The 20,855-nt window shown below is 63.2% G+C and carries 23 protein-coding genes; all 23 read left to right on the forward strand.

From position 1 onward, the window contains the following. Positions 1-98: 98 nt before the first annotated feature. The 23 genes from fliS (at position 99) to flhB (ending at position 20,758) form a co-directional block, all read left to right on the forward strand. The gene (fliS, locus tag AC3WK8_RS11180) at positions 99-494 is read left to right on the forward strand and encodes a flagellar export chaperone FliS (protein ID WP_103324839.1); all 396 of its coding nucleotides are present in this window, start codon (positions 99-101) and stop codon (positions 492-494) included. Positions 495-506: 12 nt separating this feature from the next. Then, positions 507-803, forward strand: coding sequence for a flagellar protein FliT (locus AC3WK8_RS11185; RefSeq protein ID WP_103324838.1), 297 nt, complete (start codon positions 507-509; stop codon positions 801-803). A 176-nt stretch (positions 804-979) separates the two neighbouring features. After that, entirely contained in the window at positions 980-2,455 is a 1,476-nt protein-coding gene (locus tag AC3WK8_RS11190; RefSeq protein ID WP_031321151.1) for a sigma-54 dependent transcriptional regulator, read from the forward strand. A 110-nt stretch (positions 2,456-2,565) separates the two neighbouring features. After that, on the forward strand, positions 2,566-3,777 hold the full coding sequence (locus AC3WK8_RS11195; protein WP_103324837.1) for a sensor histidine kinase: 1,212 nt from the start codon (positions 2,566-2,568) through the stop codon (positions 3,775-3,777). A gap of 5 nt (positions 3,778-3,782) precedes the next feature. Continuing rightward, on the forward strand, positions 3,783-5,189 hold the full coding sequence (gene fleR, locus AC3WK8_RS11200; protein WP_085595885.1) for a sigma-54-dependent response regulator transcription factor FleR: 1,407 nt from the start codon (positions 3,783-3,785) through the stop codon (positions 5,187-5,189). A gap of 127 nt (positions 5,190-5,316) precedes the next feature. Continuing rightward, a complete protein-coding gene (fliE, locus tag AC3WK8_RS11205) occupies positions 5,317-5,643 on the forward strand; it encodes a flagellar hook-basal body complex protein FliE (protein ID WP_031321153.1) in 327 nt (108 codons plus the stop codon). A gap of 15 nt (positions 5,644-5,658) precedes the next feature. Beyond that, positions 5,659-7,449 carry a flagellar basal-body MS-ring/collar protein FliF gene (fliF, locus tag AC3WK8_RS11210; protein ID WP_022643025.1) on the forward strand — a complete coding sequence of 597 codons (1,791 nt, stop codon included), beginning with the start codon at positions 5,659-5,661 and terminating at the stop codon, positions 7,447-7,449. Beyond that, a complete protein-coding gene (gene fliG / locus AC3WK8_RS11215) occupies positions 7,442-8,461 on the forward strand; it encodes a flagellar motor switch protein FliG (protein ID WP_011059975.1) in 1,020 nt (339 codons plus the stop codon). Before fliF ends, fliG begins: the two co-directional genes overlap by 8 nt. Before the next feature lie 9 nt (positions 8,462-8,470). Continuing rightward, positions 8,471-9,316, forward strand: a complete 846-nt coding sequence (gene fliH / locus AC3WK8_RS11220) for a flagellar assembly protein FliH (RefSeq protein ID WP_085595883.1) — start codon at positions 8,471-8,473, stop codon at positions 9,314-9,316. Next, on the forward strand, positions 9,306-10,664 hold the full coding sequence (gene fliI, locus AC3WK8_RS11225) for a flagellar protein export ATPase FliI (RefSeq protein WP_031321159.1): 1,359 nt from the start codon (positions 9,306-9,308) through the stop codon (positions 10,662-10,664). The genes fliH and fliI overlap by 11 nt, the downstream gene beginning before the upstream one ends. A 6-nt stretch (positions 10,665-10,670) precedes the next feature. Next, positions 10,671-11,120, forward strand: coding sequence for a flagellar export protein FliJ (fliJ, locus tag AC3WK8_RS11230; RefSeq protein WP_085595881.1), 450 nt, complete (start codon positions 10,671-10,673; stop codon positions 11,118-11,120). Between the two features lie 87 nt (positions 11,121-11,207). Then, positions 11,208-11,513, forward strand: a complete 306-nt coding sequence (locus tag AC3WK8_RS11235; RefSeq protein ID WP_022643029.1) for an STAS domain-containing protein — start codon at positions 11,208-11,210, stop codon at positions 11,511-11,513. Positions 11,514-11,518: 5 nt separating this feature from the next. Beyond that, complete coding sequence (locus tag AC3WK8_RS11240) at positions 11,519-13,225, forward strand: ATP-binding SpoIIE family protein phosphatase (RefSeq protein ID WP_103324836.1); 1,707 nt, start codon at positions 11,519-11,521, stop codon at positions 13,223-13,225. Positions 13,226-13,255: 30 nt separating this feature from the next. Further along, the gene (locus AC3WK8_RS11245; RefSeq protein ID WP_022643031.1) at positions 13,256-13,597 is read left to right on the forward strand and encodes an Hpt domain-containing protein; all 342 of its coding nucleotides are present in this window, start codon (positions 13,256-13,258) and stop codon (positions 13,595-13,597) included. Positions 13,598-13,693: 96 nt separating this feature from the next. After that, complete coding sequence (locus AC3WK8_RS11250; RefSeq protein WP_085595877.1) at positions 13,694-15,109, forward strand: flagellar hook-length control protein FliK; 1,416 nt, start codon at positions 13,694-13,696, stop codon at positions 15,107-15,109. Between the two features lie 196 nt (positions 15,110-15,305). Then, positions 15,306-15,806: a flagellar basal body-associated protein FliL gene (gene fliL, locus AC3WK8_RS11255; protein WP_085595875.1), complete on the forward strand. Its 501-nt coding sequence runs from the start codon at positions 15,306-15,308 to the stop codon at positions 15,804-15,806. Between the two features lie 9 nt (positions 15,807-15,815). Beyond that, the gene (fliM, locus tag AC3WK8_RS11260; protein ID WP_022643034.1) at positions 15,816-16,784 is read left to right on the forward strand and encodes a flagellar motor switch protein FliM; all 969 of its coding nucleotides are present in this window, start codon (positions 15,816-15,818) and stop codon (positions 16,782-16,784) included. A 53-nt stretch (positions 16,785-16,837) separates the two neighbouring features. After that, positions 16,838-17,299 carry a flagellar motor switch protein FliN gene (fliN, locus tag AC3WK8_RS11265; protein ID WP_022643035.1) on the forward strand — a complete coding sequence of 154 codons (462 nt, stop codon included), beginning with the start codon at positions 16,838-16,840 and terminating at the stop codon, positions 17,297-17,299. Next, positions 17,300-17,749, forward strand: coding sequence for a flagellar biosynthetic protein FliO (fliO, locus tag AC3WK8_RS11270; RefSeq protein ID WP_085595873.1), 450 nt, complete (start codon positions 17,300-17,302; stop codon positions 17,747-17,749). Then, positions 17,749-18,498 (forward strand): flagellar type III secretion system pore protein FliP, encoded by a 750-nt coding sequence (gene fliP / locus AC3WK8_RS11275; RefSeq protein WP_103324835.1) that lies wholly within the window; start codon positions 17,749-17,751, stop codon positions 18,496-18,498. The genes fliO and fliP overlap by 1 nt, the downstream gene beginning before the upstream one ends. A 24-nt stretch (positions 18,499-18,522) precedes the next feature. Continuing rightward, positions 18,523-18,792 carry a flagellar biosynthesis protein FliQ gene (gene fliQ, locus AC3WK8_RS11280; RefSeq protein ID WP_022643038.1) on the forward strand — a complete coding sequence of 90 codons (270 nt, stop codon included), beginning with the start codon at positions 18,523-18,525 and terminating at the stop codon, positions 18,790-18,792. Positions 18,793-18,802: 10 nt separating this feature from the next. Continuing rightward, positions 18,803-19,579, forward strand: coding sequence for a flagellar biosynthetic protein FliR (gene fliR, locus AC3WK8_RS11285; RefSeq protein WP_022643039.1), 777 nt, complete (start codon positions 18,803-18,805; stop codon positions 19,577-19,579). Positions 19,580-19,582: 3 nt separating this feature from the next. Beyond that, complete coding sequence (gene flhB, locus AC3WK8_RS11290; protein WP_103324833.1) at positions 19,583-20,758, forward strand: flagellar biosynthesis protein FlhB; 1,176 nt, start codon at positions 19,583-19,585, stop codon at positions 20,756-20,758. The last annotated feature ends 97 nt before the right edge of the window (positions 20,759-20,855 follow it).

The raw sequence follows: 20,855 nt of genomic DNA on the forward strand, positions 1-20,855 counted from the left end.
TTTCCCAGCGCTCCGGGCTTTTGCATTTGACCTAAAGTTTTTTGACGTTGCGTCGATACGCTGTTTATACGAACCCTTGAGTTTTGAAGAGGTACCACATGAATCCGATGTTAGCCCTTCGGCAATATCAAAAGGTGGGTGGACAGGCGCAGACTTCCGAGGCCAGTCCGCATCGCCTGGTGCAAATGCTGATGGAAGGTGGCCTGGACCGTATCGCTCAGGCCAAGGGCGCGATTGAGCGCAAGGACATTGCCAACAAGGGCGTGTTCATCAACAAGGCTATCGGCATCATCGGTGGTCTGCGCGAGGGCCTGGACCTGGAAAACTCCATGGACAGCCTGGCGGACCTGGATGGTCTGTATACCTACATGATGAAGCGCCTGACCGAGGCCAACATCAAGACCGACCCCAAGATCCTCGACGAGGTGGCTGGGCTGCTACGCACGGTCAAAGAGGGTTGGGATGCCATTGCGGCTCCAGGCCCGCAGTTTTAAAGGAGAAACGCCATGAGTGCTGTCCTGCAACGCATTGAAGAAACGCGCGTGGCCCTGGTCGACGCCCTGGCGGAGCGCAATTGGCAAGCCATCGGTGAATTGGACCTGGCTTGTCGTTCATGCATGGAGGACGTACTCGGAGAGGTCGAGGTCGACGAGGTTGCCCTCAGGAGCAATCTTGAAGAGTTGCTGGGGGTCTACCGGCAATTGCTGGAAGTGGCGACCGGTGAGCGGCAGGCGATATTCGACGAGATGTCGCAGATCCACCAAGCGCAGAACGCGGCAAAGGTTTACCATTTGTTCGGTTAATGTCGAGTTGATCCGAACGCTGCGCGCCATAAATTTGACTGTGCACGCTTTTTTGACTTAACTAGTGGCTGTTTTCAGATTTCAGGCGTCTATGAAGGCAGGCAAATGCCTTCAAGCGCGTCTAGCTTGCCCCCTTAATTTTCGGGCATTGAGTTGACTAGGGAAGTTGCTATTGCATGTGGCGTGAAACCAAAATTCTGCTGATCGATGACGATAGCGTTCGCCGCCGCGACCTGGCGGTGATTTTAAATTTTCTCGGTGAAGAAAATTTACCCTGCGCTAGCCATGACTGGCAGCAGGCTGTCGGCTCTCTGTCTTCTAGTCGAGAAGTGATCTGCGTCCTCATCGGGACTGTAAATGCTCCTGGTGCGCTTCTGGGCTTGTTAAAGACACTCTCGACCTGGGATGAGTTCCTTCCGGTTTTGCTGATGGGCGAAAATTCTTCCGTCGAGCTGCCCGAAGACCAGCGTCGCCGGGTGTTGTCTAGCCTGGAGATGCCTCCCAGCTACAGCAAGTTGCTCGACTCGCTGCATCGGGCCCAGGTCTATCGTGAGATGTACGACCAGGCGCGTGAGCGCGGGCGTCATCGCGAGCCCAATCTGTTTCGTAGCCTGGTCGGCACCAGTCGGGCGATCCAGCATGTCCGGCAGATGATGCAGCAGGTGGCGGATACCGATGCCAGCGTGCTGATCCTGGGTGAATCGGGTACTGGCAAGGAAGTAGTTGCACGCAACTTGCACTATCACTCCAAGCGCCGCGACGCGCCCTTCGTACCGGTCAATTGCGGGGCGATTCCTGCCGAGTTGCTGGAAAGCGAGCTGTTCGGCCATGAGAAGGGCGCCTTCACCGGGGCCATCACCAGTCGTGCTGGGCGTTTCGAGTTGGCCAACGGCGGAACCCTGTTCCTCGACGAGATCGGCGACATGCCGCTGCCGATGCAGGTCAAGCTGTTGCGCGTGCTGCAGGAGCGCACCTTCGAGCGCGTGGGCAGCAACAAGACCCAGGGCGTCGACGTGCGCATCATCGCGGCGACCCACAAGAACCTGGAAAGCATGATCGAGGTGGGCAGTTTCCGTGAGGACCTGTACTACCGTCTCAATGTGTTCCCCATCGAAATGGCGCCGTTGCGTGAGCGGGTGGAAGATATTCCGCTGCTGATGAACGAATTGATTTCGCGCATGGAGCACGAAAAGCGCGGTTCGATCCGTTTCAATTCCGCCGCCATCATGTCCCTGTGCCGCCATGGCTGGCCGGGCAACGTCCGCGAGCTGGCCAACCTGGTGGAGCGCATGGCGATCATGCATCCCTATGGGGTGATCGGCGTGGTCGAGCTGCCGAAGAAGTTTCGCTACGTCGATGACGAAGACGAGCAACTGGTGGACAGCCTGCGTAGCGACCTGGAAGAGCGAGTGGCGATCAACGGCCATGCGCCCGACTTCTCCGCCACCGCCATGCTGCCGCCCGAGGGGCTGGACCTCAAGGATTACCTCGGCAGCCTGGAACAGGGCCTGATCCAGCAGGCGCTGGACGATGCCAACGGCATCGTGGCGCGCGCCGCCGAGCGCTTGCGTATTCGTCGTACCACCCTGGTGGAGAAGATGCGCAAGTACGGTATGAGTCGTCGTGAAGGGGATGAGCAGGCGGATGATTGACGCCTGTTTTCCAGGTCGCTGAAATCCGGGCGGTTTTTTTTAGGCACGGGTATTGCTAAGTCTCTCGCAACGTTCCGTTTAACTGACGGTCAGCCACGCGAGAGAGCCCCATGCCCCAAGCCGCCCAGATGTCTCCTGCCCCCGATACCCAGGGGCAATCGTCGTCCGTAGAGCAGGCGAGCCGGCTTGGCCTCGAGCAGGCCTTCGCCCTGTTCAACCAGATGTCGAGCCAACTTACTGACTCCTACAGCATGCTCGAAGCCCGGGTCACCGAGCTCAAGGGCGAGCTGGCGGTGGTCAGCGCCCAGCGCATGCAGGAGCTGGCGGAAAAAGAACGCTTGGCCAACCGCTTGCAGAACCTGCTGGACCTGTTGCCGGGCGGGGTCATCGTCATCGATGGCCATGGCATCGTCAGCGAGGCCAACCCGGCGGCCTGCGAGTTGCTGGGGTTGCCGTTGGAAGGGCAGTTGTGGCGCAACATCATCGCCCGCAGCTTCGCTCCCCGTGAGGATGACGGCCACGAGATCTCCCTGCGCGACGGCCGGCGACTGTCCATCTCCACCCGTTCGCTGGATGCGGAGCCTGGACAGTTGGTGCTGCTCAATGACCTGACCGAAACCCGTCACCTGCAAGATCAACTGGCGCGCCACGAGCGCCTGTCCTCCCTGGGCAAGATGGTTGCGTCCCTGGCCCACCAGATCCGTACGCCGCTGTCCGCGGCGTTGCTGTACGCCAGTCACTTGACCGAACAAGAGCTGCCGGTGGCTACTCACCAGCGCTTTGCCGGGCGGCTCAAGGAGCGCCTGCATGAGCTCGAGCACCAGGTGCGCGACATGCTGGTGTTCGCCCGTGGCGAGCTGCCGCTCACCGATCGCCTGACGCCCAAGTCGCTGTTGCAATCCCTGCAGGCCGCCGCCCTGACCCATGTCCAGGATGTTGCCGTGCGCTGGCAGTGCGACAGCCATGAGGGTGAGCTGCTGTGCAATCGCGATACCCTGGTGGGGGCCTTGCTCAACCTGATCGAAAACGCGGTCCAGGCCAGTGCCGGTACCGCGCGGCTGAAGGTGCACCTGTATCGCCGGGACGACACCTTGCGCCTGTGCGTCAGCGACAGTGGCAGCGGTATCGAGACCGAGGTGCTGGAGCGCCTGGGCGAACCGTTTTTCACTACCAAGGCCAACGGCACCGGGCTCGGCCTGACGGTGGTCAAGGCAGTGGCGCGTGCCCATCAGGGAGAATTGTCCCTGCGCTCGCGTCCCGGGCGCGGTACTTGTGCACTGGTGACCCTGCCTCTGTTTTCCAGTGCCCCTGGAGTGGAGTGAAGGTAATGGCAATCAAGGTTCTACTGGTTGAAGACGATCGCGCCCTGCGCGAGGCCCTGGCGGATACCCTCTTGCTGGCTGGCCATGACTACAAGGCCGTGGGCAGTGCCGAGGCGGCTCTGGAGGCTGCGTCGGCCGAGTCCTTCAGCCTGGTGGTCAGTGACGTCAACATGCCAGGCATGGATGGCCATCAGCTACTTGGCCTGTTGCGCGCGCGCCAGCCACAACTGCCGGTGCTGCTGATGACTGCCCATGGCGCGGTGGAGCGTGCGGTGGATGCCATGCGCCAAGGGGCCGCCGACTACCTGGTCAAGCCTTTCGAGCCCAGGGCGCTGCTCGACCTGGTGGCGCGCCATGCCCTGGGTTGCCTGGGGGCGGTCGAGGAGGAGGGGCCGGTAGCCTTCGAGCCTGCCAGTGTGCAGTTGCTGGAGTTGGCGACGCGGGTGGCACGCAGCGACTCCACCGTACTCATTTCCGGCGAGTCCGGCACAGGCAAGGAGGTGTTGGCGCGTTATATCCATCAGCATTCCCATCGTGCCGGGCAACCGTTCATCGCCATCAACTGCGCGGCGATCCCCGACAACATGCTCGAGGCCACGTTGTTCGGCCATGAAAAGGGTTCGTTCACCGGCGCCATTGCTGCCCAGCCTGGCAAGTTCGAGCAGGCCGACGGCGGCACCATCCTGCTGGACGAGATCTCCGAGATGCCCCTGGGCCTGCAGGCCAAGTTGCTGCGGGTCCTGCAGGAGCGCGAAGTGGAGCGGGTCGGGGCGCGCAAGCCGATCAGCCTGGATATCAGGGTGGTGGCCACCACCAACCGTGACCTGGCGGGAGAAGTGGCCGCCGGCCGCTTCCGTGAAGACCTCTATTACCGCCTGTCGGTTTTCCCCCTGGCTTGGCGTCCATTACGCGAGCGGCCTGCCGATATCTTGCCGCTGGCCGAGCGCTTGCTGGTCAAGCACGTCAATAAAATGAAGCATGCCAGCGCCAAGCTGTCGGCCGAGGCCCAGGCCTGCCTGTTGGGTTATCCCTGGCCGGGCAATGTACGGGAGCTGGACAACGCGCTGCAGCGAGCCTTGATCCTGCAGCAGGGAGGGGTGATCCGTCCGCAGGACTTCTGCCTGGCCGGTCCAGTGGCGTGCGCGCCATTGCCGGCGCTGGCCCCCGCAGGCCAGGTCTCGACGCCTGGCGTGGCGGGTGAAGCCGAGGTTGCATTCCAGGAGCCGGGCGGCCTGGGCGACGACCTGCGACGCCGGGAATTCCAGATGATCATCGATACCCTGCGCTCCGAGCGCGGGCGACGCAAGGAGGCGGCGGAGCGCCTGGGCATCAGTCCGCGCACGCTGCGTTACAAGTTGGCGCAGATGCGTGACGCCGGGATGGATGTCGAGGCTTATCTGTTCGCTACTTGATGAGTGACCTGCAAGGCCAGGATGGCTTTTGTGGGGTTGGGCCATGGAGCTGGCACCCTTGTTGCTAACACCTCACTAACCGCGGAGTGAGCGTCAAAAAAATGCGGGTCGTCAGAGAGAGTAAACCATGAGCCAAGGTATTGAATTTAATCGGTTGATGCTGGATATGCGAGCCATGCAAATGGACGCCATGTCGCAGCCAAAATCTGCCGCAGTAGCACAGGTCAGCGGTAGCAGCTTCGCTGATCTGCTTGGCCAGGCCGTGAACAAGGTCAACGACACCCAGCAGGCGTCCAATCAGCTGGCCAGTGCCTTCGAGATCGGCAAGAGCGGCGTCGATCTGACGGACGTGATGATTTCCTCGCAAAAGGCCAGCGTGTCTTTTCAAGCCTTGACCCAGGTGCGTAACAAGCTGGTTCAAGCGTATCAAGACATCATGCAGATGCCGGTTTAAGGACGAGATTGAGTCATGGCAGAAGCAGTCGCCGATAACGTACCGGCCAAGACCACGCCGCCGGTCGACGGGAAACCGCCGCTGTTCGGTTTGTCGTTCCTGGAAAACCTGTCCCAGATGACCATGTTGCGTCAGGTTGGCCTGTTGGTGGGCCTGGCCGCCAGCGTGGCGATCGGTTTCGCCGTGGTGTTGTGGTCCCAGCAGCCCGATTACCGGCCGCTTTACGGCAGCCTGGCGGGGATGGACGCCAAGCAGGTCATGGATACCCTGGCCTCTGCCGACATTCCCTACACCGTCGAGCCCAACTCCGGCGCTCTTCTGGTCAAGGCCGACGACCTGCCCCGGGCGCGCCTGAAGCTGGCCGCCGCTGGCGTGGCACCGGGCGACGGCAATGTCGGTTTCGAGATCCTCGATAAAGAGCAAGGCCTGGGCACCAGCCAGTTCATGGAGGCCACCCGTTATCGTCGTGGCCTGGAAGGCGAGCTGGCTCGGACCATCTCCAGCCTGAACAATGTCAAGGGCGCCCGGGTGCACCTGGCCATTCCGAAAAGCTCGGTATTCGTCCGTGATGAACGCAAGCCCAGCGCTTCGGTCTTGGTCGAGCTGTATTCCGGCCGCTCCCTGGAGCCTGGCCAGGTCATGGCCATCGTCAACCTGGTGGCTACCAGCGTCCCCGAATTGAGCAAGTCCCAGGTCACCGTGGTCGACCAGAAGGGCAACCTGCTGTCCGACCAGGCGGAAAACTCCGCGCTGACCATGGCCGGCAAGCAGTTCGACTACAGCCGTCGCATGGAAAGCATGCTGACCCAGCGGGTGCACAACATCCTGCAACCGGTACTGGGTAACGATCGCTACAAGGCCGAAGTCTCGGCCGATGTCGATTTCAGCGCGGTGGAGTCTACTTCCGAGCAGTTCAACCCCGACCAGCCGGCCCTGCGCAGCGAGCAGTCGGTCAACGAGCAGCGCTCCAGCAGCAATGGCCCCCAAGGCGTGCCTGGTGCCCTGAGCAACCAGCCGCCGTCGCCCGCTTCGGCTCCGCAGACCACCGGTGGCGCCACCGCCTCGGCAGGCATGGTGCAGCCAGGCCAGCCTTTGCTGGACGCCAACGGCCAGCAGGTGATGGATCCGGCCACCGGCCAGCCGATGCTGGCACCGTATCCGTCGGATAAGCGTCAACAATCCACCAAGAACTTCGAGCTCGACCGCTCCATCAGCCATACCAAGCAGCAGCAGGGGCGCCTGAACCGCCTGTCGGTGGCCGTGGTGGTGGACGATCAGGTCAAGGTCAACCCGGCCAATGGCGAAACCACCCGTGCGCCGTGGAGCGCCGACGAGTTGGCGCGTTTCACTCGCCTGGTGCAGGACGCCGTGGGCTTCGACGCCAGTCGCGGTGACAGCGTCAGCGTGATCAACGTGCCGTTCTCCGCCGACCGTGGGGAAGTGGTCGCCGATATCCCGTTCTACTCGCAGCCCTGGTTCTGGGACATCGTCAAGCAAGTGCTGGGCGTGCTGTTCATCCTGGTGCTGGTGTTCGGGGTCTTGCGTCCGGTGCTCAACAACATCACCGGCGGCGGCAAGGGCAAGCAGCTGGCAGGCCTGGGCAGCGACGTCGAGCTGGGCGGCATGGGCGGCCTGGATGGCGAACTGGCCAACGACCGGGTCAGCCTCGGCGGTCCGCAAAGCATCCTGCTGCCGAGCCCGAGCGAGGGTTATGACGCTCAGTTGAATGCAATCAAGAGTCTGGTGGCAGAAGACCCGGGTCGTGTGGCCCAGGTCGTGAAAGAGTGGATTAACGCAGATGAGTGATAACCGAGCCGCTACCGCCAAACTGACCCGGGTCGACAAGGCCGCGATCCTGCTGCTGTCCCTGGGTTCCACCGATGCCGCGCAAGTGCTGCGCCACATGGGGCCCAAGGAGGTCCAGCGGGTAGGCGTGGCCATGGCCCAGATGGGTAACGTGCACCGTGAGCAGGTCGAGCAGGTGATGAGCGAGTTCGTCGACATCGTCGGCGACCAGACCAGCCTCGGCGTAGGCTCCGACGACTATGTGCGCAAGATGCTCACCCAGGCCCTGGGCGAGGACAAGGCCAACGGCCTGATCGACCGTATCCTCCTGGGCGGCAACACCAGCGGCCTGGATAGCTTGAAGTGGATGGAGCCGCGGGCCGTGGCCGATGTGATCCGCTACGAACACCCGCAGATCCAGGCCATCGTGGTGGCCTACCTGGATCCGGATCAGGCGGGCGAGGTGCTGGGCAATTTCGACCACAAGGCGCGTCTGGACATCATCCTGCGCGTTTCCTCGCTCAATACCGTGCAACCTGCGGCCCTGAAAGAGCTGAACCAGATCCTCGAGAAACAGTTCTCCGGCAACTCCAACGCTTCGCGTACCACCCTGGGCGGTATCAAGCGTGCGGCCGACATCATGAACTTCCTCGACAGCTCGATCGAAGGCCAGCTGATGGACTCGATCCGCGAAGTGGACGAGGACCTGTCCGGCCAGATCGAGGACCTGATGTTCGTCTTCAACAACCTGGCCGATGTCGACGACCGCGGTATCCAGGCGCTGTTGCGCGAGGTGTCTTCCGATGTGCTGGTGCTGGCCCTCAAGGGCTCGGACGAGGGCGTCAAGGAGAAGATCTTCAAGAACATGTCCAAGCGTGCCGCCGAACTGCTGCGCGACGACCTGGAAGCCAAGGGTCCGGTACGCGTCAGCGACGTGGAGACCGCGCAGAAGGAAATCCTCACCATTGCCCGCCGTATGGCCGAAGCCGGAGAGATCGTTCTCGGTGGGAAGGGCGGCGAAGAAATGATCTAAGGTCGCTTTATGTCGTCCAGCAGTGATGAAACCCAGAGCGGCCTGATCCGTGCTCGGGACGTGGAGGGTTTCGACGTCTGGGCATTGCCCAGCTTCGACCCGGAACCCGAGCCCGAGCCGGAACCGGAGCCAGAGGAAGTCGAGGAAGAAATCGAGGAGGTGCCGCTGGAGGAAGTCCAGCCACTGACCCTCGAGGAACTCGAGAGCATTCGCCAGGAAGCCTATAACGAAGGTTTCGCCACCGGCGAGCGCGAGGGCTTCCACAGCACCACGCTCAAGGTCCGCCAGGAAGCCGAAGTCGCGCTGAACGCCAAATTGCAGGCGCTCGAGCTGCTGATGGGCAACCTGTTCGAGCCGATCGCCGAGCAAGATACCCAGATCGAGAAAACCCTGGTGGATCTGGTCAGGCATATCGCCCGCCAGGTGATCCAGCGCGAACTGGCGATGGACTCCAGCCAGATCGAGCACGTGATGCGCGAGGCCCTCAAGCTGCTGCCCCTGGGCGTTGGCAACGTACGGCTCTACATCAATCCGCAGGACTTCGAACAGGTCAAGAGCCTGCGCGATCGGCATGAGGAAAGCTGGCGCATCGTCGAGGACGAGTCCCTGCTGCCGGGCGGTTGCCGGGTCGAGACCGAGCACAGTCGCATCGATGCCAGCGTCGAGACCCGGATTACCCAGGCCATGGACCAGCTCTTCGATCAACTGCACGAGCAATCGCTGCACCCGGCGTCGGCGGACCTGAACCTGGAGCTCGGCCCGCGCACTCCGGACCTGCCGCAGGCGGCGGTCGATCCCGGCGCCGCCACGGATGCCGGGCAGCCCGAGCCCGCAGGCCCCGACCATGCGTCTTGAGCGCACCAGCTTCGGCAAGCGCCTGGGCGGCTACGCCGAGGCGATCGCGCTGCCGGGCCAGCCGATCCTCGAAGGGCGCCTGCTGCGCATGGTCGGCCTGACCCTGGAGGCCGAAGGCCTGCGGGCCGCCATGGGTACTCGCTGCCTGGTGATCAACGATGACAGCTACCATCCGGTCCAGGTCGAAGCCGAGGTCATGGGCTTCTCCGGGAGCAAGGTCTTCCTGATGCCGGTGGGCAGCGTCGCCGGGATCGCCCCGGGCGCGCGGGTAGTGCCCTTGGCCGACACCGGGCGCCTGCCCATGGGCATGAGCATGCTTGGCCGGGTGCTGGACGGCGCCGGCCGGGCGCTGGATGGCAAGGGCGGTATGCGCGCCGAGGACTGGGTGCCCATGGATGGTCCGACCATCAACCCGCTCAACCGCGATCCCATCAGCCAGCCGCTGGATGTGGGCATTCGCAGCATCAACGGTTTATTGACGGTGGGTCGCGGCCAGCGCCTGGGTCTCTTCGCCGGTACCGGCGTGGGCAAGAGTGTGCTGCTGGGGATGATGACCCGCTTCACCGAGGCCGACATCATCGTGGTCGGGCTGATCGGCGAGCGGGGCCGCGAGGTCAAGGAATTCATCGAGCATATCCTCGGCGAGGAAGGGCTCAAGCGCTCGGTGGTGGTGGCCTCGCCAGCCGACGACGCGCCGTTGATGCGCCTGCGTGCGGCGATGTACTGCACGCGGATCGCCGAATACTTTCGCGACAAGGGCAAGAATGTCCTGTTGCTGATGGATTCCTTGACTCGTTTCGCCCAGGCCCAGCGGGAAATCGCCCTGGCGATCGGCGAGCCACCGGCGACCAAGGGTTATCCGCCGTCGGTGTTCGCCAAGCTGCCCAAGCTGGTGGAGCGTGCGGGCAACGCCGAGGCCGGTGGTGGTTCGATCACCGCGTTCTATACCGTGCTGTCCGAAGGCGACGACCAGCAGGATCCGATCGCCGACTCCGCCCGAGGCGTGCTCGACGGGCATATCGTGCTGTCCCGGCGCCTGGCCGAGGAGGGGCATTACCCGGCGATCGACATCGAGGCTTCCATCAGCCGGGTCATGCCGGCGGTGATCAGCCCCGAAAACATGGGGCGGGCCCAGTATTTCAAGCAGCTGTGGTCGCGTTACCAGCAGGCTCGCGACCTGATCAGCGTCGGTGCCTACGTCGCCGGTGGCGACCGCGACACCGATACCGCGATTTCCCTGCATCCGGCGATGGTGGCCTACTTGCGCCAGGGGCTGAACGACAACGTCAGCCTGGGCCATAGCCAGACCCATCTGGAGATGCTGTTCTCCCAGATCGCGGGCGGGTAACCGATCATGGCCGATAGCCGTGCGGCGCGCCTGGCGCCGGTGGTGGACATGGCGGAAAGCGCCGAGCGCACTGCCGCCCAGCGCCTGGAGTACTTCCATGGCCAGGTGCGGGTCGCCGAGAGCAAGCTGGGCGACCTCGAGCGTTTTCGCAACGATTACCAGGAGCAGTGGGTCGAGCGCGGCAAGCTTGGGGTTTCCGGTCACTGGTTGCTGAACTACCAGTTCTTCCTCAGTCAGCTGGATACCGCCGTGGGCCAGCAGCGCCAGAGCCTGGCGTGGCACCAGAACAATCTCGATCGTGCCCGCGAGGCCTGGCAGCAGGCCTATGCCCGGGTCGAAGGCCTGCGCAAGCTGGTGCAGCGCTACATCGACGAGGCCCGGGTCCTGGAAGACAAGCGTGAGCAGAAGTTGCTGGACGAACTGTCCCAGCGTTTGCCCCGGCAATCCCCCTACTGATACGACGGATTTTTTCCCTGCAGGTTGTTCGGCTGTCCAGTGGGTGCTAAACCTTCTACACGTCGCCAATGACAAGGAAGCAGTCTCATGTCGGTCGTTACAGAAATATCCCCGGACGGGCAGAAACTCACGATTTCGATCAAGGGTCGTTTCGATTTCGGGCGGCACCAGGAATTTCGTGAATCCTACGAACGGCTCAACAAGACGCCGGAGTCCATCGTGGTGGATCTCAAGGAAGCCACCTATCTCGATAGTTCGGCCCTGGGCATGCTGTTGCTGCTGCGCGACCACGCCGGTGGCGACAATGCCGATGTCCGGGTGATCAACAGCAATTCGGACGTGCGCAAGATCCTCGCCATCTCCAATTTCGACAAGCTGTTCGATATCAGTTGAGCGGTATGCGGTCGATGACCGAGTCCTTGTGCGTGCTGATCGCCGAAGATGGCGCAGCCGATCGCATGCTGCTGTCCAGTATCGTCCGGCGCCAGGGGCACCAGGTGCTGGCGGCGAGCAATGGCGCCGAGGCGCTGGAACTGTTCCAGCGTGAGCGTCCGCATATCGTGCTGATGGACGCGATGATGCCGGTGATGGACGGGTTCGAGGCCGCGCGGCGGATTCGCGACCTGGCCGGCGAGGCCTTGGTGCCGATCATCTTCCTGACTTCCCTGAGTGAAGGGGAGGCGCTGGCCCGTTGCCTGGAAGCTGGTGGCGACGATTTTCTGGCGAAGCCCTACAACCCGGTGATCCTGGCCGCCAAGATCAATGCCATGGACCGCCTGCGGCGCTTGCAGGATACGGTGTTGCGCCAGCGCGACCAGATCACCCGTCACCATGACTACCTGCTCAATGAGCAGCGGGTGGCCAAGGCGGTGTTCGACAAGGTCGCCCACTCTGGTTGCCTGGACGCTCCGAACATCCGTTACCTGCAATCGCCCTATGCCCTGTTCAATGGCGACCTGTTGCTGGCCGCCTATACCCCGGCCGGGGACATGCATGTGCTGCTCGGCGACTTCACCGGCCACGGCCTGCCGGCAGCGGTGGGCGCCATGCCCCTGGCCGAGGTGTTCTATGGCATGACCGCCAAGGGTTATGGCCTGCCGGAAACCCTGCGGGAGATGAACGCCAAGCTCAAGCGCATCCTGCCGGTGGACATGTTCTGCTGCGCCACCATGGTCTGCCTGAGTGTCCAGCGGCGTTCCCTGGAGGTCTGGAACGGCGGCATGCCCGAGGGATACCTGTATGCATGCGCCAGTGGCGGGCGTACGCCCCTGGTATCCCGGCACCTGCCGCTGGGGGTGCTGGGCGCCGAGGTCTTCGAGGATCGCACCGAGGTGTTTCCCATGGCGCCGGGCGATCGGGTGTTCTTGCTCTCCGACGGGGTGATCGATACCTGCAATGCTGCCGAGGAGCTGTTCGGTGTGCAGCGCTTGCAGCAGGTCTTCGCTGCCAATCGGCACGCGCAGCATCTGCTCGACGAGGTGCGCCAGGCCCTGGAGGATTTCGGCGGCCAGGCCCGGGACGACCTGAGCATGGTCGAGGTCAGCCTGCCGGAGTTGGCCGAGCTGGCGCCGCCGGCACTGGTGTATTCCGACAGCGGCCAGTCGTGCCCCCTGGACTGGTCGGTGAGCTTCGAATTCCGGGCCCAGACCCTCAAGCGCTTCAACCCCTTGCCTTACCTGTTGCAGTTATTGCTGGAGGTCCACGGCCTGCGCTCCCAGAGCGGAGCCTTGTACAGCGTGCTCGCCGAGCTCTATTCCAATGCCCTGGAGCATGGCGTGCTCAAGCTCGACTCGCGGCTCAAGCGCGATGCCGAAGGTTTCACCCGCTACTATCGGGAGCGTACTTGCCGCCTGGATGAGTTGCGCGACGGCTTCGTCCGCGTCCACCTGCGGGTCGAGCCGCTGGAGACGGGAGGGCGCCTGACCGTGCGGGTCGAGGACAGCGGCGAAGGTTTCGACGTGGCGGCGGTGATGGCCCGGCCCAGCGATCTCGGGCGCCTGTCCGGACGTGGGGTCAGCCTGATTCGCCAGATGAGCCGCCAGGCACAGTGGGCGGACGACGGACGTAGCGTCTGCGTGGAGTTTTCCTGGGAGGCTCTGGCATAATTTCCAGGTTCTTGATCAAGGAGTGAACAAGTGGCTGAGATCCATCTGGACCACACTGTGCTCAACGCATTGCAGGAAGTCATGGAGGACGAGTATCCCGTCCTGCTGGATACCTTCGTCTGCGATTCCGAGGAGCGGGTGCGCTTGCTGCACAAATCCGAGGACAGCATCCAGCTGGTGGCCGCCGCCCATAGCCTCAAGGGCAGCAGCAGCAACATGGGCGCCATTCGCCTGGCCGAGCTGTGCCATCAACTGGAGTTGCGTGCCGCCCGTTCGGGTGATGATGTGCGCGAGCTGGTGGGCGCCATCGACGGTGAGTTCGCCATTGTCCGGCGGCTGTGTGAGCAGGAGCTGCAGCGTTTCCATTGCTGAGGGCAGTGTTTTTACCCACGCTTTATAAAGCTGGCCCAAGTCTTGCTTTGAAGTCTCTCACTGTACCTATGATTCCAGTGCAGCGGAGACTGTTCCATGGCTGTTACCCCCAATTCGCTTCTTCAGGCCACCGCCCCGGCCAGCCCTCAGGCCAAGACACCAGCGGCACCTGTCAGCCCTTTGGCAAACGTTGCCCAGCCTGGGGACAAGGCGCCCAGCTTCGCCCAGCTCTATGCCAAGGAATCCCAAGGCAAGCCCCAGGGCAAGTTCCAGCCCGTCGCCGATAACGCTCCGCAGCCGTTGCGCGACAAGAGTGCCGGCATCCCGCAGAAGCAGGAGGTCGGCAGCGATCAATCTGCCGCGCCGCAACCAGCGGTTGCCGATAGCGGCAAATCCTTGCCTGCCGACAAGCCCGCCGACAAACCTGCTGGCGGCGACGCCAGGCCCGCGGCCAGCGATGATGGCAAGCCGGCCGAGACCGCCCAGGTTGAAACGCCGCCCGGCGCACAGCCACTACTGGACCCCAGCCTGGTGCAGAGTCCGCCTGTGGCCGCGGTCGAGCCAGCTCCCGTGGTGCCGCCAGCCCAGCCCCAGGTCGAGGCCACCGCTGCGGTGGTGGTGCCGGCCCAAGTGGCGGCGGCAGTGATGCCGACACCGCCGCCGGCGGCGGAAACGCCCAAGGAGACGTTCGATCCTGAGGCCGATCCCCTGGATGCGTTGCCGGCGGTACGCCTGGCCATGGAACAGAGTGGCCATGTGTCCGAATCCAGTCGCTCGCAACCCAAGGCGGCCTCGGCCAGTAACAACCCCGATGCCCAGTTGGCGTCGACGCAGAACATCGCCAGCGGCATGGCTGGCATGCTCGAGCAGGTTGGCAAGGGCGGCACCGAGCAGGGTGGCGAGAAGGCCTTCAGTGGCTTGATCACCGAAGGCCTGAAGGACCTCAAGGGCGCGTCCAGCGATACCCGGGTGGACGATTTCGCCAACCGCCTGGCAGCCCTCACGCAGGCGGCAACGCCCAAGACCGCCAACGCGGTCCCGGTCAACCAGCCGCTGGCCATGAACCAGGGTGGCTGGACCGACGAGGTGGTCAACCGGGTGATGTACCTGTCCAGTGTCAATCTCAAGTCGGCGGACATCCAGCTCCAGCCGGCCGAGCTCGGGCGCCTGGATATCCGTGTGCACATGATTCCCGACCAGCAGACCCAGGTCAGCTTCATGAGCGCCCACGCCGGTGTTCGCGAAGCCCTGGAAGGGCAGGTGCACCGCATGCGGGAAATGTTCCAGCAACAGGGGTTGGGCCAGGTGGACGTCAACGTCTCCGACCAGTCCCGTGGCTGGCAGGGCCAGGAGCAGGCGCAGCAGGGGCAGAACCGTGCCAATGGCTCCTCGGGCAACGGCACGCGCCTGGATGGCGAAGCCGGCGATGACGGTCAGCCCCACGCCGTGGCCGAAGTCACAGCGCCGGTACAGACCGTGATCGGCAGCAGTGTCGTGGACTACTACGCCTGACCTGCTGGTGAGCGGGCGGCCAGGTAAGCTGGCCCCCGCTTCGATCTTCATGACCGCGAGCCGGCTGCCCGGCTGGTCAACTTCGCAGGACACTCCCGTGCCTGCTTTCTCCTGTCATTCCTGACAAATCTGGCATAACACTTGCTCTTGCCTTGCCGTGCGACTGTGAACCCCCGAATAGTGACGGATTATTGGCATGGCGAAGAGCGAAGCAGCAGAAAAACCCACCGCAGGGAAAAGCAAACTCAAGCTTATCCTGTTGATTGTCCTGGCGTTGTTGCTGGCCATCGGCCTGTCGGTCGGTGCGACCTGGTATTTCATGCACAGTGCCCAGAGCAAACCCGACCCGGCTGCGCAAACCGCTACCAACGTCAAGCCCGCGGCGATCTTCGAGCCCATGGCCCCGGCCTTCGTCGCCAACTACACACAGAATGGCCGGCAGCGCTACATGCAGGTGAGCATCACCATGCTGGCGCGCAGCCAAGCGGACCTGGACGCACTGAAAGTGCATATGCCGGTGATCCGCAACAACCTGGTGATGCTGTTCTCCGCGCAGAATTTCGACACCCTGGCGACCCCGGTCGGCCAGGAAATGCTCCGTCAGAAAGCCACCGCCAGCGTCCAGGAAGTGGCCCAGAAAGAAGTGGGCAAGGTAGTGGTCGAGCAGTTGCTCTTTACTAACTTCGTATTGCAGTAGGAACACGACATGGCCGTGCAGGACCTGCTGTCCCAGGATGAGATCGACGCGCTGTTGCATGGCGTCGACGACGGTCTGGTACAGACCGAACACGCTGCCGAACCCGGTAGTGTCAAAAGCTACGACCTGACCAGCCAGGATCGCATCGTCCGTGGACGCATGCCGACCCTGGAGATGATCAACGAGCGTTTCGCCCGCTACACCCGGATCAGCATGTTCAACATGCTGCGTCGCTCCGCCGATGTGGCGGTGGGTGGTGTGCAAGTGATGAAGTTCGGCGAGTACGTGCATTCGTTGTACGTCCCCACCAGCTTGAACCTGGTGAAGATCAAGCCGCTGCGCGGTACGGCGCTGTTCATTCTCGACGCCAAGCTGGTGTTCAAGCTGGTGGACAACTTCTTCGGCGGCGATGGTCGCCACGCGAAGATCGAAGGGCGTGAGTTCACCCCCACCGAGCTGCGAGTGGTGCGCATGGTGCTGGAGCAGGCCTTCGTCGACCTCAAGGAAGCCTGGCAGGCGATCATGCCGGTCAACTTCGAGTACATAAACTCCGAAGTGAACCCGGCCATGGCCAACATCGTCGGCCCCAGCGAGGCGGTGGTGGTCTCGACCTTCCATATCGAGCTCGATGGCGGTGGCGGCGACCTGCACGTGACCATGCCGTACTCGATGATCGAGCCGATCCGGGAAATGCTCGATGCCGGTTTCCAATCCGACCTGGACGACCAGGACGAGCGCTGGAGCAAGGCGCTGCGCGAGGACGTGCTGGATGTGGCGGTGCCGCTCAGTGCCACGGTCGCCCGTCGCCAGTTGCGCCTGCGGGACATCCTGCACATGCAGCCTGGCGATGTGATCCCGGTGGAGCTGCCGGAAGACATGATCATGCGTGCCAATGGCGTACCGTCGTTCAAGGTCAAGCTGGGCTCCCACAAGGGCAACCTGGCGTTGCAAGTGATCGAAGCGATCGAGCGCCGTTGAGGCGCTCCAACCTGTTTGCTGTTCAATGAATTTTTGCCCGTCGAGGACCCAAGATGGCTGACGAAATTAACCCCCAGGACGACCAGGCGCTGGCCGACGAATGGGCTGCTGCGCTGGAAGAAACCGGTGATGCCGGCCAGGCCGATATCGACGCCTTGCTGGCTGCCGATGCCGGTGCCGCCTCGGCCAGTGGCCGCTTGCAGATGGAAGAGTTCGCCAGTGTGCCCAAGAGCCACGAGCCGGTGAGTCTTGAAGGGCCGAACCTGGACGTGATCCTCGATATCCCGGTGTCGATCTCCATGGAAGTGGGCAGTACCGATATCAACATCCGCAACCTGCTGCAGCTCAACCAGGGTTCGGTGATCGAGCTCGATCGCCTGGCCGGCGAGCCGCTGGATGTGCTGGTCAATGGCACCCTGATCGCCCACGGCGAGGTGGTAGTGGTCAACGAGAAGTTCGGCATTCGCCTGACTGACGTGATCAGCCCCAGCGAACGCATCAAGAAGCTGCGCTAAGTGAACAAGCTGCTTGGCGTACTGCTTGGCTTGCCGCTGAGTGCCCTGGCCGCGGAGCCGGTGGCCAGTGCCGGAGCCGCCGCGACGGCCGCGGCCCCGGCGGTGGGTAGTCTTGGCGGGCAGTTGGCCCAGCTGTTGCTGGGCCTGCTGCTGGTGATCGGGCTGATCTTTTTCCTCGCCTGGTTGTTGCGCCGCGTGCAGCAGGCCGGTCCTGCCGGCAAGGGCCAGGTGATCGAGCTGATCGGTTCCCGGGTCCTCGGGCCGCGCGACCGCCTGGTGCTGGTGCAGGTGGGCAAGGAGCAGATCCTCCTGGGTCTGAGCCCGGGCACCATCACCCCGTTGCATGTGCTCAAGGAGCCGGTGCAGGTGCCCAATGCCGAGCAGGCGACGCCCGAGTTCGCCCAGCGCCTGATGGAGCTGTTGGGCAAGGACCAGAAGGATAGGAAGTAATGCCGTTGCGCATCATCTTGATGTTGGCCCTGATGCTGGCTGCGCCGCTGGCGCTGGCGGCCGATCCGTTGTCGATCCCGGCGATCACCCTCGGCACCAATGCCGATGGCCAGCAGGAGTACTCGGTCAGCCTGCAGATCCTGCTGATCATGACCGCGCTGAGTTTCATCCCGGCGTTCGTCATGCTGATGACCAGCTTCACCCGGATCATCATCGTCTTCTCGATCCTGCGCCAGGCCCTGGGCCTGCAGCAGACGCCGTCGAACCAGATCCTCACCGGCATGGCGCTGTTCCTCACCATGTTCATCATGGCCCCGGTGTTCGACCGGGTGAACCAGGACGCGCTGCAGCCTTACCTTGCGGAGAAGATCACCGCCCAGGATGCGGTGGCCAAGGCCGAGGTGCCGATCAAGGACTTCATGCTGGCGCAGACGCGCAGCAGCGACCTGGAGTTGTTCGTGCGCCTGTCCAAGCGGACCGACGTCGCCAGCCCCGACCAGGCGCCGCTGACCATCCTGGTCCCGGCCTTCGTCACCTCGGAGCTCAAGACGGCGTTCCAGATCGGCTTCATGATCTTCATCCCGTTCCTGATCATCGACCTGGTGGTGGCCAGTGTGCTGATGGCCATGGGCATGATGATGCTGTCGCCGCTGATCATTTCCCTGCCGTTCAAGATCATGCTGTTCGTCCTGGTGGATGGCTGGGCCTTGATCATCGGCACCCTGGCCGGCAGTTTCGGCGGTGTCTAGAACCTTGTTTGCGGGTGATCGACTATGACTCCTGAAGTCGCGGTAGACCTGTTTCGCGAAGCCCTGTGGTTGACCACCATGATGGTCGCCGTGCTGGTGGTGCCCAGCCTGCTGGTGGGCTTGATCGTGGCCATGTTCCAGGCGGCCACGCAGATCAACGAGCAGACCCTGAGCTTCCTGCCGCGCTTGCTGGTGATGCTGGTGACGCTGATCGTCGCCGGCCCCTGGCTGGTGCAAACCTTCATGGAATACATCCGCCAGTTGTACGGCAGTATTCCGCAGTTGATTGGCTGAGCCCGTGTCATTGCTGGCGCTGACCGATACCCAGATCGGCAGTTGGGTGGCGAGCTTCATGCTGCCGCTGTTTCGCGTCACCTCGTTGCTGATGGTGATGCCGATCTTCGGTACCACCCTGGTGCCGCGGCGGGTGCGCCTGTATTTCGCCCTGGCGATCACCGTGGTGATCGCCCCGGCGCTGCCGCCCATGCCTGAAGTGCACGCCCTGGACCTCAGTGCCTTGCTGCTGGTGGCCGAGCAGATCCTGGTCGGCGCGGTGCTGGGGTTCTCGTTGCAGTTGTTTTTCCAGGCCTTCGTGGTTGCCGGGCAGATCGTGGCGATCCAGATGGGCATGGGCTTCGCTTCCATGGTCGATCCCACCAACGGGGTCTCGGTGGCGGTGATCGGGCAGTTCTTCACCATGCTGGTCACCCTGTTGTTCCTGGCCATGAACGGCCATCTGGTGGTGTTCGAGGTGCTGACCGAGAGCTTCACCACCTTGCCGGTCGGTGGCGGCCTGATGGTCAACCACTACTGGGACCTGGCGGGCAAGCTGGGCTGGGTCCTGGGGGCGGCGCTCTTGCTGGTGCTGCCGGCGATCACCGCGCTGCTGGTGGTCAACATCGCCTTCGGCGTCATGACCCGGGCGGCGCCGCAGTTGAACATCTTCTCCATCGGCTTCCCGCTGACCCTGGTGCTGGGCATGGGTATCGTCTGGATCAGCCTGGCCGACATCCTCAACCAGTATCAACCGCTGGCCTCCGAGGCCTTGCAGTTCTTGCGCGAATTGGCGAGGGCCCGTTGAGCCATGGCTGAGAGCGAGAGCGGTCAGGACAAGACAGAAGACCCCACGGAGAAACGCAAGAAGGACTCCCGGGAAAAGGGCGAGATCGCTCGCTCCAAGGAGCTCAACACCCTGGCCATCATGCTGGCCGGGGCCGGTGGGTTGCTGGTGTTCGGCGCGAACCTGGCGCAGAACCTCCTGGAAATCATGCGCCTGAACTTCTCCCTGCCGCGCGAGGTGCTGCTCAGCCCGCAAGCCATGGGCCTGTATCTGCTGCATTCGGGCAAGATCGCCATCCTGGCGGTGCAACCCGTGCTGCTGACCCTGCTGCTGGCGGCCATCATCGGGCCGATCTCCCTCGGGGGCTGGCTGTTCGCCGGCAAGAGCCTGGCGCCCAAGTTCAGCCGCATGAACCCGGCCAACGGACTGAAACGGATGTTTTCCTCGACGGCCGTGATCGAATTGCTCAAGGCCCTGGCCAAGTTCAGCCTGGTGCTGTTCGTGGCGCTGTCGGTGCTATCCGCGGATATCGACGATCTGCTGCGCATCGCCCATGAACCCATGGAGCTGGCGATCATCCACAGTGTCCAGTTGGTGGGCTGGAGTACCTTGTGGATGGCCTGCGGGCTGATCCTGATCGCCGCAGTGGATGTGCCGGTGCAGTTGTACCAGGCCCATAAGAAGCTGCTGATGACCAAGCAGGAAGTGCGCGACGAGCACAAGGACCAGGAAGGACGTCCGGAGGTCAAGCAGCGGATTCGCCAGGTGCAGCGCGAGATGTCCCAGCGGCGGATGATGGCGGCGATCCCGGAGGCCGACGTGGTCATTACCAACCCGACCCACTACGCCGTGGCGCTCAAGTACGACGCCGAAAAGGGCGGGGCGCCGGTGCTGCTGGCCAAGGGTACCGACTTCCTGGCGCAGCAGATCCGCGAGATCGCCACCGCCCACGAGATCATGCTGCTGCAGTCGCCGGCCCTGGCGCGGTCGATCTACTACTCCACTGAGCTTGAGGAAGAGATTCCGGCCGGCTTGTACCTGGCGGTGGCCCAGGTACTGGCCTACGTCTACCAGATCCGCCAATACCGCGCGGGCAAGGGCAAGCGCCCGGAACCGCTCAAGGACCCGCAGATTCCCGGCGATTTGCAGCGCGACAGCTCCGGCAAGCGCCCGGCCTCGGGCCCGGCCGACCCTGCTTAGTGCGGGGCTTGTCCTGATCGGGCCGGCTCGCCAGAAAAATGGCTGATTGCCATTAGCTCTCTCCATGGCCTGCGGGCTGCTGCTCCCTGCGTGATGA

The organism is Pseudomonas sp. FW507-12TSA, assembly GCF_058781435.1.